9 protein-coding genes and 1 pseudogene are annotated in these 14,413 nt (G+C 49.3%); 9 read left to right on the top strand and 1 reads right to left on the bottom strand.

The window, feature by feature from the left end; genetic code table 11:
• Positions 1-14: 14 nt before the first annotated feature.
• The 3 genes from dxs to ACTTKA_RS07040 are packed head-to-tail and all read left to right on the top strand — an operon-like array spanning position 15 to position 4,744.
• Positions 15-1,943 carry a 1-deoxy-D-xylulose-5-phosphate synthase gene (gene dxs, locus ACTTKA_RS07050; RefSeq protein ID WP_442724480.1) on the top strand — a complete coding sequence of 643 codons (1,929 nt, stop codon included), beginning with the start codon at positions 15-17 and terminating at the stop codon, positions 1,941-1,943.
• Positions 1,940-3,280: a Trk system potassium transporter TrkA gene (gene trkA / locus ACTTKA_RS07045; RefSeq protein ID WP_442724479.1), complete on the top strand. Its 1,341-nt coding sequence runs from the start codon at positions 1,940-1,942 to the stop codon at positions 3,278-3,280. Before dxs ends, trkA begins: the two co-directional genes overlap by 4 nt.
• 6 nt (positions 3,281-3,286) lie before the next feature.
• Positions 3,287-4,744 carry a TrkH family potassium uptake protein gene (locus ACTTKA_RS07040; RefSeq protein WP_442724478.1) on the top strand — a complete coding sequence of 486 codons (1,458 nt, stop codon included), beginning with the start codon at positions 3,287-3,289 and terminating at the stop codon, positions 4,742-4,744.
• 360 nt (positions 4,745-5,104) lie between these two features.
• On the opposite strand, the gene ACTTKA_RS07035 is transcribed toward ACTTKA_RS07040, so the two are convergent.
• A complete protein-coding gene (locus ACTTKA_RS07035) occupies positions 5,105-5,893 on the bottom strand; it encodes a ZIP family metal transporter (RefSeq protein ID WP_442713947.1) in 789 nt (262 codons plus the stop codon).
• A 603-nt stretch (positions 5,894-6,496) separates the two neighbouring features.
• Here ACTTKA_RS07035 and ACTTKA_RS07030 point away from each other — a divergent pair.
• The 6 genes and pseudogenes from ACTTKA_RS07030 (at position 6,497) to ACTTKA_RS07005 (ending at position 13,949) form a co-directional block, all read left to right on the top strand.
• The gene (locus tag ACTTKA_RS07030) at positions 6,497-8,773 is read left to right on the top strand and encodes an outer membrane beta-barrel protein (protein ID WP_442724477.1); all 2,277 of its coding nucleotides are present in this window, start codon (positions 6,497-6,499) and stop codon (positions 8,771-8,773) included.
• An 18-nt stretch (positions 8,774-8,791) separates the two neighbouring features.
• Positions 8,792-9,331: a hypothetical protein gene (locus ACTTKA_RS07025; protein WP_442724476.1), complete on the top strand. Its 540-nt coding sequence runs from the start codon at positions 8,792-8,794 to the stop codon at positions 9,329-9,331.
• A 290-nt stretch (positions 9,332-9,621) separates the two neighbouring features.
• Positions 9,622-10,140 carry a L,D-transpeptidase family protein gene (locus tag ACTTKA_RS07020; RefSeq protein WP_442724475.1) on the top strand — a complete coding sequence of 173 codons (519 nt, stop codon included), beginning with the start codon at positions 9,622-9,624 and terminating at the stop codon, positions 10,138-10,140.
• 223 nt (positions 10,141-10,363) lie between these two features.
• Positions 10,364-10,507: pseudogene (locus ACTTKA_RS07015) on the top strand (IS1595 family transposase); the annotation flags it as partial.
• Between the two features lie 141 nt (positions 10,508-10,648).
• Positions 10,649-11,155: a nitroreductase family protein gene (locus ACTTKA_RS07010; RefSeq protein WP_442724501.1), complete on the top strand. Its 507-nt coding sequence runs from the start codon at positions 10,649-10,651 to the stop codon at positions 11,153-11,155.
• A 58-nt stretch (positions 11,156-11,213) separates the two neighbouring features.
• On the top strand, positions 11,214-13,949 hold the full coding sequence (locus tag ACTTKA_RS07005; RefSeq protein ID WP_442724474.1) for a family 78 glycoside hydrolase catalytic domain: 2,736 nt from the start codon (positions 11,214-11,216) through the stop codon (positions 13,947-13,949).
• Positions 13,950-14,413 lie beyond the last annotated feature (464 nt).

The raw sequence follows: 14,413 nt of genomic DNA, 5'->3' as shown, positions 1-14,413 counted from the left end.
AAAAGAAAGAAAAGATGACTACAAACAGGCAGGAAAGCTTATTGGAACAAATTCACTTTCCGTCCGATCTACGGAACCTGCCGGTTGATCGGCTCGAAGACGTATGTGAAGAGTTGCGACGGTATATCATCGACGTGTTGTCTAAGACACCCGGACATTTAGGGGCCAACTTGGGCACAGTCGAATTGGCTGTAGCATTGCATTACGTATTCGATACGCCTTATGATCGGATCGTGTGGGACGTAGGACATCAGGCCTACGGACACAAGATATTGACCGGACGACGCGAAGCGTTCCAAACGTTACGACAATATAAAGGGCTCAGCGGTTTCCCGAACCCGCAGGAAAGCGAGTACGACGCTTTTATCGCAGGACACGCCTCCAACTCCATCTCGGCGGCACTCGGTATGGCGACCGCTTTTGAAATAAACAATGAATCCGACCGCCACGTCGTAGCGGTTATCGGCGATGGCGCCATGACAGGAGGGCTTGCTTTCGAAGGATTAAACAACGCATCGGCCAACCCAAACAATTTGCTGATTATCTTAAATGATAACGATATGTCTATCGATAACAGCGTCGGTGGGCTGAGCCGCTATCTTGTCGATATCACCACGAGCCAGACGTACAATAAGATTCGCTATGATGTGTATCGTAAACTCCGAAAGCTCAATTTGATCTCCGAAGACCGGCGAGAGAATATTCTGCGTTTCAACAACAGTCTGAAGGCGTTGATCAATCGCCAGCACAACCTGTTCGAAGGATTCAGTATTCGCTATTTTGGTCCGGTCGACGGACACGACGTAAACAATTTGGTACAGAAGCTCAAAGACATCAAAGACATGCAAGGGCCTAAGCTATTGCATCTCAAGACGAAGAAAGGGAAAGGCTTTGAGCCGGCCGAACAGTCTGCTATCGAGTGGCACGCACCCGGCTGTTTCGATAAGGAGACCGGACGGCGCATCGTGCCCGAACGTCTCAATCAGCCGCAACTCTATCAGGATGTGTTCGGACATACGTTAGTAGAACTAGCCGAAAAAGACAAACGCATCGCAGGAATCACCCCGGCCATGCCGACAGGTTGCTCAATGGGCTTCATGATGAAGGCTTTTCCCAACCGTGCTTTCGACGTCGGCATCGCCGAAGGACACGCCGTAACATTCTCCGCTGGGTTGGCGAAGGAAGGGATGATTCCTTTCTGCAACATCTACTCCTCGTTCATGCAACGCGGGTATGATGAAGTGATTCATGACGTAGCCATCCTGAAATTGCATGTCATTTTTTGCCTTGATCGGGCAGGGTTGGTGGGTGAAGACGGCATGACGCATCACGGCGCTTTCGATCTGGCTTACCTGCGTCCGATACCCAATCTCGTCATCTCTTCGCCGCTGAACGAAATCGACTTGCGCAACTTGATGTACACGGCGTATCAGACTCCGGACGGGCCGTTCGTCATCCGCTATCCCCGAGGAAAGGGAGAACTGGAGAATTGGCAAAATACGATGGAATTACTTCCTATCGGAAAAGGCAGACAACTGCACGAGGGAAGCGACGTGGCTGTGCTCTCGATCGGCTCGATCGGTAACGAAGTGATCAAAGCGATCAAAATGGCCGAGAAAGAAGGCATATCGGTCGCTCATTATGACATGATCTTCCTCAAACCGCTCGACGAAGCCCTTCTGCACGACATCGGAAAACGATTCGCGCACATCATCACCGTCGAGAACGGAACCGTTATCGGCGGTTTGGGTACTGCCGTCGCCGAATTTATGTGTGAACACGGTTATACGCCGCGCATCAGACGCATCGGTATTCCGGACGCATTCATCGAACACGGAAGCATACCGGAACTGTTTCGACAATGTGGTATGGATGCCGAAAGCATTCTTCAAACACTCCGTTTAACCCGGAAAGAAAACAAACAAGCCGTAATAGAAATATGAGAGTCCTTATTGCAGGTGCAGGGGAGGTCGGTACTCATCTGGCCAAAATGCTGTCGAAAGAAAAGCATGACATCACGCTCATGGATACAGACGATCACAAGCTGGCTTTTGCTCGCTCAGGAATGGAAATTCTGCCGTTTACGGGCAATCCGACGTCGCTCCGCGACCTCGAAGAAGCCGGTGTTAACAAGGCGAACTTGTTTGTCAGCGTAACGCCCGAAGAGACTACGAACATCACGGCGTGCATGTTGGGGCACAATTTGGGCGCCCAGAAAACATTTGCCCGAATCAATAACTACGAATATCTCCTGCCCAAGAATATGGAACTGTTTCAGAAAATCGGTGTCGATTCCATGATTTATCCGGAGATGCTGGCGGCCAAAGAGATCGTGACAGCGATCAAACGCCCTTGGACACGTCAGTATTGGGAGTTGTTCGGAGGAAACCTGATCCTGCTCGGCATCAAGGTGCGCGACGATGCGCCGATCATCAACCAGACCCTCGTGCAACTGTTATCGAACAACCGGAAACTCTATCATATCGTCGCCATTCAGCGGGGACACGAGATGATCATTCCCGGCGGACGAGACCATATCGAATCGGGAGATCTTGTTTTTGTCACGACTACACGCGAATGGGTCGAAGAGGTACGGAAGCAAACGGGCAAGCAGAACCCGGAAGTAAAGAATATCATCATCATGGGAGGAGGACGTATTGCCATCCGGGCCAGCCAGTATATGCCGGATAACATTCACATCAAGATCATCGAAACCGACCGGGAGAAGTGTGTGCAGATATCGGAGAAAGTACCCAAAAACGTGCTGATTATCCATGGCGACGGGCGCGATACCGACCTGCTGCGACAGGAAGGAATCCTCAACACACAGGCATTTATCGCCCTGACGGAAAATTCAAGCACGAATATTCTGGCTTGTCTGGCTGCCAAACGATTCGGGGTTTATAAAACAATCGCGCAAGTCGAGAATCTCGATTATGTTCCGTTGGCTTCGAAGATGGATATCGGTTCGGTCATCAACAAAAAACTGATCGCAGCCAGCCATATCTATCAGTTTCTCCTCGACGCCGACGTCTCGAACGTAAAATGTCTCGCTTTCGCCAATACCGATGTGGCGGAGCTGGTGGCCAAGCCCGGCTCGCGTATCACGAGGAAACCGGTGAAAAACCTGCATCTGCCCAAGGATATGACACTCGGAGGATTGATCCGCGACAACGTCCCGATGATGGTGGAAGGTAACACGCAGATTCAGGCTAACGACCGTGTGATGGTCTTCTGTTTTGAATCGGCGATGCGTAAACTCAAAGATTATTTCAACTGAAAAGCGATGTTTAAACTGAATGTCCGGTACATTGTCAAGCTATTGGGGATGACCCATCTCCTCGAAAGTTTTTTTATGCTGGCGGCAACCGGAGTAGCCTTCGGATATGGCGGATGCGATTTTTACCCGCTCCTCATTTCGACGGGGATCATGTCCGGCACCGGACTTCTTCTGTACCTGATCGGGCGGAAAGGAAACGATTCTCGTGCCGGACGCAGGGAAGGGATGCTCAGCGTGGCATTCATGTGGACGATGTTTTCTTTCTTCGGCATGCTGCCTTACCTGATAAGCGGCTACATTGACAACGTCACGGATGCCTTCTTCGAAACGATGTCCGGCTTCACGACCACCGGAGCAACCATCCTCACCGATATCGAAGCCCTGCCGAAAGGACTATTGTTCTGGCGCAGCCTGACACAATGGCAAGGGGGCATCGGGATCATCGTATTTACCGTTGCCCTGATGCCGATTTTTGGCGGTACAGCCTCGCAGCTGTTCGATGCCGAAACGCCGAGCATTACGCACGAGCGCTTCCTGCCGCGCATCACGCAGGTGGCCAAACGCCTCTTCGGCATCTACCTGCTACTGACAGGACTGATCTTCGGACTGCTCTGGATCGGGCCGATGAACGCCTACGATGCGATCAATCACGCGCTGACAACCGTTTCGACCGGTGGATATTCAACCAAGAACGCCAGTATCGCGTATTGGCAGTCGCCCTATATTGAGTATGTCATCTGTTTCGGGATGTGCATCGGCGCAACGAATATCACCTTACTTTATTTCTCGCTGCGCAGGCATTGGCATAAGCTCGTACACGACGAAGAACTTCATTGGTTTTATGGCATAGTGGCTACGGCTACCGTCATCGTAACGGCATGGCTGCTTATTCATCAGCATGAGACGAGCATCGAGAAAGCATTCCGTCAATCACTCTTTCAAGTGGCCTCGCTCATTTCGACTACCGGCTACCTGACGGTCGATTACGCAAATTGGGGCGCCTTCTTTACCATCATCGCACTCTTTGTTTCGGTCGTAGCCGGATGTGCCGGATCGACCAGCGGCGGACTGAAGATGGGACGTTTCGTAATCCTGATCAAAAACATGTTCAACGAGTTTAAGAAGCAAACGCATCCGAATGCCATACTTCCGATCCGAATGAGCGGCCAAATCATACCCTCTCATATCGTACAGCGGGTTTCGACCTTCGCATTCGTCTATATGGGCTTGATTCTGCTCGGAGGAGCCATACTGATTCTCGACGGTCTGAATTTTGAAGAAGCACTCGGCATATCCGTCAGTGCGGTAAGTAATGTTGGGCCGGCGCTCGGGCAATATACCGACGGCAATTTCTCCGCCCTGTCGGCTTTTCCCAAATGGATACTCTCGTTCCTGATGATGATCGGACGTCTGGAGATCTTTACCGTTCTGACGATTCTCCTGCCCGGGTTCTGGAAACGATAAAGCAAAAAAGGTGACGTCACTTCTTATTATCCTTTACTACTTTGACTGCTTTACTCCCCTACCTTGTCATTCAGAGCGAAGCGAAGAATCTCTTTTCCTCTTCCCCGCAAGATTCCTCACTGCGTTCGGAATGACAAAGGGGAGAAGCATTCGGATTAATTGTTAATTGTCTGTGATTTTGTTGCAACGAGTAAGTTTTTGAAGAACAATGATATATTTTATTTACACTAAAACATTAATTCTCCTATATTGCTGATTATCAAACAACTGATTCTTTTTAGAATATTTTTAATATGCACCTATATCCTTTGATAATCAGACATCAACCATTGCAACAAAATCATTGTTAATTATGCAAATCTACCCCAGCGCCACGTCGAGCACCATCATAAGCACGAATCCGAGTGCTACGCCCACAGTGCCGATGTTGGTATGCACGCCGCTCTGCGACTCGGGGATCAACTCTTCGACTACGACGTAGATCATGGCTCCGGCGGCGAAAGCCAGCAGATAAGGCAGCACAGGAAGCAGGATGTGGGTGAGCAGGATGGTGATGATACCGGCTATCGGTTCGACGATGCCGGAGAGTGCGCCATACGTGAAGGCTTTCATACGCGAGCGCCCGGCGCTTTTAAGAGGCATGGAGACGATGGCGCCTTCAGGGAAGTTCTGTATGGCGATACCGACCGAGAGCGCCATGGCGCCGGCCAGCGAAATGTTCGTCGAGCCTTCCATCAGACCGGCCAGCACAACACCCACGGCCATCCCTTCGGGGATATTATGTAAGGTGACGGCGAAAATGAGCATCGTCATCCGTTTCAGTCCGGGCGTCCTCATCCCTTCGGGTTGATCGGAATGAAGATGAAGGTGAGGGATGACACTGTCAAGCAGGAGCAGGAAGGCGATACCGCCCAGAAAACCGACGGCAGCAGGCAACCACGCCGGCACACCGCTGTCACTCCCGACCATCTCGATCGACGGAATAAGCAGCGACCAAACGGAGGCCGCAATCATGACGCCCGCCGCGAAACCGAGCATTAGTTTTTGCAGGCGCGGCGAAATTTCGTCCTTCAGCAGAAAGACCATCGCCGCGCCCAGAAACGTTCCCAGAAAAGGGATGAGCAGACCGATCGCAATGTTAACATTCATCTGTTTTCGGAAGAGGCGTTCATTCGTTCGATGCCGGATTTTCGGCCGGCGGAGCAGCGTTCGTTCTGTACATTTCTACGATGCGTTTCGTTAACGTGCTAACAGCTGCAGCCCGCATGTTTGTTTTCACTTTCAAAATCATAACATTCTCTCTCAATGATTAAACATCATAAAAAACTATTCCCTTCTTCCTTTAATATCGTTTAATGAATTACCGTCGGGAGTTCCCGGCGCGTTTTCAGCGTTTAATAAAAAGAGGTACGACGAGAAAAAATCATTCACCTTAAAAGATATTACCATAGAAATCCAATAGCCAAAACTCTACGTCGCACACTCTCTTTTCTAAACTATGGACAAAGTTAAAAGAAAGAAATCTTAACGACAAAAAAAAAGATGTTTTTTTGCAGTTGGAAAAGCCTGTAAAGAAAAAACCAGCTCGGCAACAGAACGACGACGAAAAAGAAAAATCACATGCCATGGCAAAGTTTAATTTTCATATAAATTTAAGGTAATAAGAAAAAAACACTATCTTTGCAAAGAAAAAAGAATAACTATCCATTCTTATTTCTATTTATTTCTCAATAATTTTAAACTTTAAAAAGTATGAAACGTAATTTTATTTTGACTTGCTTCTTCTTGACGGTATTCTCGACGTTGGGGCTTGTGAATGCACAAGTGAAGGATGTAAGCGTAACCGTATCGCCTTTGATCGAATATCAATGGTGGAATAAAAATATCAACTTAAAGGACAACATGTTTTACGGCGTACGTGCCGGCTTTGGTTTCGGTCCTCACTTCGAGCTGCGGGCTGTGGCCGAAAAATCGTTCGATATTCAAAGCAAACTGAAAAGTTCGAAATGGAACCTGAGCGAAAGTTTGCTCAGCAAGCTCCCCGATCATACGGTCGATATTACACGGCTGAGCGGAGAAGCGAAACTGAACATTCTCTCGGGCGTAGGTATCTCGCCGTATATTCTGGCCGGCGCGGGTGTGCAGTATTTCAAATACGACCCGTTTACCGAAGGACTGGATGCCAGAGATTATAAGGAACAGCAGATTTTCGCTTCATGGGGAGCCGGAATCAAGATCAACCTCTCTCCGCGCATCGTGTTCTCGTTAGAAGGGAAGCAAATGCTCTTTAATATGGATCCGCAGAACGCGTACTTTAATCCCAACATGCGCAACAAGGACAAACGTTTAGCGAACTACGCGGCCATGGCATCGCTCGATATTTATTTGGGTGGCTCGAATCCGTCGTTCACCAGCCGTCTCGACAAGCGAGTGCGCGACAGTTACACGTCAGGCTTCGTTAACGGGTTGAAGTTCGTACTCGAACCGGGCGTGGCATACGTGAATTTCAACGAGAAACTTCCGTACACCGATCAGTGGTTCGTGGGAGGATCGGCCGGCGTCGACTTCTCGTCGCTCGTAGGTCTTCGCGCATACTACTATCAGGCAACGGAAGACCCAGCGAAGCTCTCGTTCAAATTCAACGATAACCTGCGCATGTACGGGCTCAATTTGATTGCCCGCCTCAACCAGCCGCGCGGCATCGTGCCGTACCTCCAATTCGGTGGTGGTTATCTGGATTCGAAAGGATACAACTTCTTCAACTCGAATGAGGTAAAAGAAAACTTCGATAAGAACAACCTCTTTCTGCAACTCGGTGGAGGAATTGAAATTCCGGTGTCGCGCTATTTCGCGCTCTTCGGAACGGGAAATGCGATGATGATGTCGCAAAAAGGTGTTTCGCCCGAAGATATCGTGAAACCGTCGCAAATCAGAACGAGCATGATGTACACGGCCGGCGTGCGTATCAATCTGGGCGCTCCGGTGAAAGGCGGATCGCAGCTGTATGCCTCGGCGCTGGAGTCGGAAAGAGAAAAAAATCGCGACAAGATCAACGCGATGCGCGCCGAATATGAAGAAAAACTGAATGCCGTCAACGCCGAACTGGCCGAGGCACTCGAAAAAGGAGAAAACGAGCGCGTAGAAGTACTGCTCGAAGCACGTAAAGAACTCTCGGAAGAGAAAACAGCCATCGAAGCCGGCGAACCGGTCAAAACGCAAGAGACGATGACGGCCGGCGAGTTCGAAGAACTCGTGAACCGGATGATCGAGAAGGTGCTGAACGAGAAAAAATCACGCACCTCGAGCACTCTGTCAGACAACGATTTCGGACTGGTGCTCGAAGCCCTTCGGCAGGACAAACCGGCAGGAATCGCCGCAACCTCCTCGACTAACGACGCGCTGCTGATCGAACTCAAAGCACTGGCTTCAAAAATGGACCGCAATTACGAAACGCTACTCCGCGCCAACACTCAGACGCAGACAGCGGGAGGTACTACCACCGTAGTCGTTCCTTCTCAGCCGAGCACACAAATCATCACGCCGACACAGACTCCGGTCGTAACGGTCGATCAGGCCGGTAACGTAGCCGACTCGCGCGTCATGGCAAGAGAAGACGGAACGGGTTCGGACCGCCGCGCCTTCCTTAAATATAACAGACTGGCACCGATGTTCGGCGTTAACTTCGGCGAACAAGTGACAGCCAACATCGGCCTGAGAGGCTATCTGCAAGTGAGCAATACGCATTTCGACTTCGTACCCGAGTTTTTCCTTGCCCTCGGAAGCAAAACGGGATACGGCCTTTCCGGAAACGTGCTCTACAATATCCAGCTCGCGAAAGATGCTCCCCTTCACCCCTATGTCGGTCTGGGACTCGGGCTGTTCAAACAATACAAAACGCTCAGAGCCGGTTCGAACATCATCGTGGGTACTAATTTCAACTTCGGAAACAATGCCTTCTTCGTCGATTATTCGATTCGCAATCTCTTCAAGAACAATCAATTTTCGGTAGGCTATCGTTTCGTATTCTAACCGTATAAATTTCGTTAGATGATGAAAAAGATTTTTATTATAGCAACGATTCTCCTCTCGTTACCGCTGATGGCGATGGCCCGGCAAACAGACGGCGGAGAGACTTCTCGCCCGGATACGCTGCGTCGACAGAGCCTTCTGTCGGCCGGCGATAAAGACCGGCTGATACCGGTCTCGCGCGAGCAGGCCGAAATACTCGTCACCAAGCTGATCACCGCAGCCCTCGAAGCCGATTCGATCGACAGGCAAAGAGAGTTGGACGAGCTGGTGATGCGTACGAAAATGGAAGCGCTCAAGCGCAAACTGATCGACGAAGCGCTGGCCCGGAGATACAACGCCGGACTGGAACAGCGCTTGGACCGTCTCGAAAAACTGCTGATGCTTCAATTAGTGAACAATGCGAACGTCCCGGCGGACGTCTTGCAGACGATCCTTGCGCCGCAGACAAACACGACGGCTCCCGTAGTACAACCGGCTCCTCCCGCCGAGCCGGAGACGCAAAAAGCTCCGGCAACGGAAGAAAAAACAGCCCAGCCTGACAGTGCGGAAAAGAAATAAAGTTCCGTAGAATCATAATATCGAATAAGTCTAAGAGTATGTCTGGTCGAGAATCCGGACATACTTTTTTTTATGCACCGGAAACACGGTCTGCCTTGCGCCACCTCTCCTCGCAGAGACTCAAAGCTACGTGAAGACTACCCTCTCGCCATCGGCAAAGGCCGAAAACCGCGTGTCCGAAGCAACGACTCATTTTCGATGTGTATCTTTGCAGATCATTAATCGCCGCTACGCAGCGCAGACATGGGCTTGGTAAGGCATTTTCTGTCAGTTATATATAAGAGTTGAATATGAAGCACAGATGGATAACAGGGTTGACGATCGTCGCAGGGATGGCGGGGCTATGGTTCTTGGGAAAGCATGATAAGCCGCTTGACCGATCGCTGACGGTCGATAAGATTGTCGTCGAAAAAAGCAAACGGCGACTGAGCCTCTACTCCGGTGAGACCTTACTAAAAACGTATCCGATCTCACTCGGACAGCAGCCTGTCGGACATAAAGCATTCGAAGGAGATCGGCGTACGCCCGAAGGAAAGTATGTGATTCACGATAAAAATCCTCACAGCGGCTATTATAAGAATCTAGGTATCTCCTACCCCAACAAACGGGACATCGCACATGCGAAAGAAATCGGGAAAGCTCCTGGCGGACATATCAAAATACACGGACTGAAGAACGGCTGGGGCTGGATCGGAAAAATACACCTGCTCAAAGACTGGACAGCCGGCTGCATCGCCTTGACAAACGAAGAGGTCGAAGAGCTTTATCAAGCCGTACCGACAGGTACCCCGATCGAGATTAAGCCATAAATGCATCCTCTATCCAATAGTGTCCTAAATCTTTTTTTTTGGTTATGCGAGTTCTTAGTCTGAGCGTGGACTATCTCCGAGACGATCAATTTTTGATTTTAGAGGGATCCCCCCTGCCTATTCAAAGAGCTGATTTTCGCTCTCTAGTAGAGGAGTAAAAGGCTCATTGAGGCATTGCATCAGATCAATTTTGGTAAAAGTGTTGATCCGCAGGGAAGAACACCTACCATGCCACCTCAATCAATTCTGTTGCAAGTTCAACAGGCGATATTTGGACGAAAAACAGTTTGACAGATTATTAATCGCCGCTGTGAGTCATCCGCCAAACTTCAAATCAAGAATTTACAATAGAAAGAATTGCGGATAATCATTTAATAAAAATCAGTATACCTTTTTTTATCAACCACTTAAACAAACTATCAGCATCTACCCGCATATATTATTTATTGATTTTTTTTGTTTTTACACGATTTTTTTTCACCTTTGCCATACATTAAAAATAATGACTATGAACTTTTTGGCATTGACAAAGGCTCGTTTTTCCGTGCGAAAATACGATCCGACCCTGCAGCTTGAAAAAACGAAGTTGGATTATGTGATGGAATGTGTCCGAATGGCTCCTTCGGCCGTGAATTACCAGTCGTGGCATTTCCATATCATTACGGAAAAAGACGAACTGGAGAAAGCCTACGCTTGTTATGATCGCGATTGGATTCGCACAGCGCCGTGCGTGATTTTGGCCTGTATCGACCATACGCTTTCCTGGCGTCGGAAGAATTTCGACAATAAGGATCATGGCGATGCAGATATTTCCATTGCGGTGGAACATCTGTGTCTGGCAGCCGCTGAACAAGGCTTGGGGACTTGTTGGGTTTGCAATTTCGATACGGCGCTTTGCAAAAAATCGTTTAATCTCCCCCAAGATTGGGAACCGGTGGTCTTGATACCGATCGGATATGGAACGGATCCTTATCGGGAGAAAAACAGAAAAGAGATGCATGAGATTCTTTTTTGAATACGATCCCTTTCAAAAATATCTTTAAAGCAGATTGATCATCAAATTCATTTATCTTATGAGAAAAGATTTATTTTCAGTAGTTATTGGCATGATATCGTTGGTCTTTGCCGGTTGTTCACAAAGCCGGCAAATACAAGTATCTAACTTAAAGCTCGAGCAAATGGTAAAACCGCTCGGCGTTAACGTGACGCAGCCGCGTTTTTCGTGGCAGATTGCTTCGAGCACTCCCGACTTGGTGCAGACGACTTATCAGATTCAGGTGGCGGCAGATCCGGCAGAACTGAAGGCAGGCAAGAACTTGCTGTGGGATTCCGGTGTCGTAACTTCGGATGCTTCTATCTGGGTGTCTTACGGTGGGAAGGCTCTGGAGCCCGGAAAGTATTACTACTGGCGTGTTAAGATCGGCACGAACCAAGGGGCGACAGGCTGGTCGGAAATCGAACGCTGGTCGATGGCTCCCGATCCGGCTTCTTTGAAAGCCCTTTGGATCGGTGAAGATACGTTGTCGAATACCGGCGAGAATTTCGGTACGAAGGAGAATAACAAAACCAGAATCGCAGCTCGATACCTGAGAAAAGAGTTCGATTCGGATAAAAAAGATGTGGAAAGGGCGATGTTATACGTATCCGGACTCGGTTCGTCCGAGACTTATCTGAACGGAGAAAAAGTCAGTGAAGATATTTTTGCCCCGATGGTTTCTCAGTATGACAAACGAGTTTACTTCAACACCTACGATGTGACCGGTATGATCGCCGCGGGCAAAAATACCATCGGCGTGGTTTTAGGTGCCGGCCGCTTCTTTAATCTCCGTAATCCCGGACATACGATGTTCGGTTTGCCGAGATTGTTCGCTCAATTGGAAATCGAGTATACCGACGGGACAACCTCCCTGATCATCAGCGACACTTCGTGGAAAGTCACCTCAAAAGGGCCTATCATCGCCAATAACGAGTTCGACGGCGAGGAATACGATGCCCGTCTCGAGATGCCCGATTGGAACAGGAACGGCTATGATGACTCCGCTTGGCAGCAAGCCGACCGGATGGAAAGCCCTGCAGGGAAGTTGACGGCACAGCAGAATCCGAATTTGCAGATTCAGGATCGGTTGAAACCCGTCGCCGTCTTCCGGAATCACGAGGGGAACTATATACTCGATATGGGGCAGAACATGGTGGGGTGGCTGTCGATCGATCTGAACGGAAAGAAGGATCAACCTGTTCATCTCCGTTTTGCCGAAACGTTGAACCCGGACAGCACACTGTATGTAGCCAACCTTCGTACCGCCCGTGCGGAAGATATTTACATCCCTGCGGCCGACGGCAGGTTCCATTGGCATCCTTCGTTCGTCTATCACGGTTTCCGGTTCGTAGAAGTTTCCGGGCTCGACTATCAGCCCGATCCGGCGGATTTTACCGGAGATTGCATCTACGATAAGATGGAGACTACCGGTACCTTCGAGACCTCCGACAAATTGGTCACTCAGATATTTAAGAATGCGTACTGGGGAGTTCGCGACAACTATCGTGGTATGCCCACGGACTGCCCGCAGCGCGATGAACGCTTAGGCTGGATGGGAGACCGGGTGACCGGCACGTACGGCGAAGCTTATTTTCTGGATAACTCGCGCATGTATAACAAATGGCTGCAGGACGTAGAAGACGCCATGAGCCCGGAAGGCAGCATCTCGGTCGTATCACCGAGCTACTGGACCATTTATAACGATGATGTCACTTGGCCGGCGGCATTCTTCACCGTCGCCGATATGCTGCATCATCAATACGGCGACGATCAGGCCATTCGTCTGCACTATCCGGCAATGAAGAAATGGATGCGGCACATGGAATCAACCGCAATGAAGGATAATATCATCACCAAAGATACGTATGGCGACTGGTGCATGCCACCCGAATCGCCCGAGTTGATTCATTCGGCCGATCCGTCACGGATTACAAACGGCAGTTTGATGAGCACCGCGCTCTATTACGATTTACTCCGTTTGATGACCGAGTTCGCCTCCATCTGCGGACAGAGCGCCGACATCTCTCATTACAAAGAACTCGCAACCAAGATGAAAGAGGCTTACAATACCAAGTTCTTCGACCCGGCCACCGCGCAATACGATAATAATACGGTGACGGCCAACCTTCTCTCACTTCGTCTGGGCCTCGTGCCGCAAGGCTATGAGCGAAAGGTATTTCAAAACATCGTAGATAAGACGGAAAAAGAATTCAATAGCCATGTAAGTTGCGGCGTGCTCGGCATGCAGCATCTGATGCGCGGCCTATCTGAAAACGGCCGGACTGACCTCGCATACCGGATTCTGACCAATACCGACTATCCGAGCTTCGGGTATATGATTCGGAACGGCGCTACCACCATCTGGGAACTTTGGAACGGAAATACGGCAAATCCCGCCATGAATTCGGGTAACCATGTCATGCTGCTGGGCGATTTGATCATCTGGTATTACGAAGATCTGGCGGGCATCCGATGCTACCCGGGTACGATCGGATACAAGAAGCTGTTGATGAACCCGGTATTCCCTGATGGCCTGGATGAAATTGATGCTTCATACCAATCCGTTTATGGCGAGATCAGAAGCAGTTGGAGTCGGAAGAACGAACGCTTCAGCTGGGATATTACCATCCCCGGCAATACGAGCGCCGTCGTCCGTATACCGAAAACTTTTGGAGTGACTGTCGCTAAGGCCGCCGGTATTCACGCCATCACGGAAGGTGAGGACTATACGGAGGTTGAGATCGGTTCCGGACATTATCATTTCGGGAAATAATCTGAGTCTACCTTAAAGAAGAAAAGAGGGTGTGTCAAAACGCAATGTTTTGACACACCCTCTTTAGGCGTATAAGCATGGGTGAAATGCAAGGCACCAAAGATGAGGGCGAAGGAGCATAGTAAGGTATGTAACCGAGCTCGCATTCCGCAAGCAACGAAGCAGTTCGCCTGTTATGACACACCCCCTTTGAGCTCTGATGGACATGTATATTGTCTAATAGGGGATTGTCTCGAGTAAGCCTCAACAGCCTGAATCACATAGATAAAGGAAAGGATGTCCATCACGAGGTAAAACAAAATAACAAATGCGTGTATATCAAGTAATTAAAAATTAAAACCGACAAACTCTGATTTTAGTCGGTTAATAGTGATTTTTAATCTTTTTTATTGGTGTCCGATAAAACTACTGTTATGTTATCTATTAATTGACGGGTATAGTCTCTTTAGTTTGATTCTCGCATC

Source organism: Tannerella sp. (assembly GCF_052170195.1).
Taxonomy (GTDB): domain Bacteria; phylum Bacteroidota; class Bacteroidia; order Bacteroidales; family Tannerellaceae; genus Tannerella.
Note: the sequence above shows the minus strand (reverse complement) of the source record. Positions and strands in the feature narration are given on the sequence as shown.

Coding starts and splice junctions, on each gene's coding strand:
- trkA (WP_442724479.1), top strand. CDS start 1,940: ATGAGAGTCCTTATTGCAGGTGCAGGGGAGGTCGGTACTCATCTGGCC.
- ACTTKA_RS07025 (WP_442724476.1), top strand. CDS start 8,792: ATGATGAAAAAGATTTTTATTATAGCAACGATTCTCCTCTCGTTACCG.
- dxs (WP_442724480.1), top strand. CDS start 15: ATGACTACAAACAGGCAGGAAAGCTTATTGGAACAAATTCACTTTCCG.
- ACTTKA_RS07035 (WP_442713947.1), bottom strand. CDS start 5,893: ATGAATGTTAACATTGCGATCGGTCTGCTCATCCCTTTTCTGGGAACG.
- ACTTKA_RS07020 (WP_442724475.1), top strand. CDS start 9,622: ATGAAGCACAGATGGATAACAGGGTTGACGATCGTCGCAGGGATGGCG.
- ACTTKA_RS07030 (WP_442724477.1), top strand. CDS start 6,497: ATGAAACGTAATTTTATTTTGACTTGCTTCTTCTTGACGGTATTCTCG.
- ACTTKA_RS07005 (WP_442724474.1), top strand. CDS start 11,214: ATGAGAAAAGATTTATTTTCAGTAGTTATTGGCATGATATCGTTGGTC.
- ACTTKA_RS07010 (WP_442724501.1), top strand. CDS start 10,649: ATGAACTTTTTGGCATTGACAAAGGCTCGTTTTTCCGTGCGAAAATAC.
- ACTTKA_RS07040 (WP_442724478.1), top strand. CDS start 3,287: ATGTTTAAACTGAATGTCCGGTACATTGTCAAGCTATTGGGGATGACC.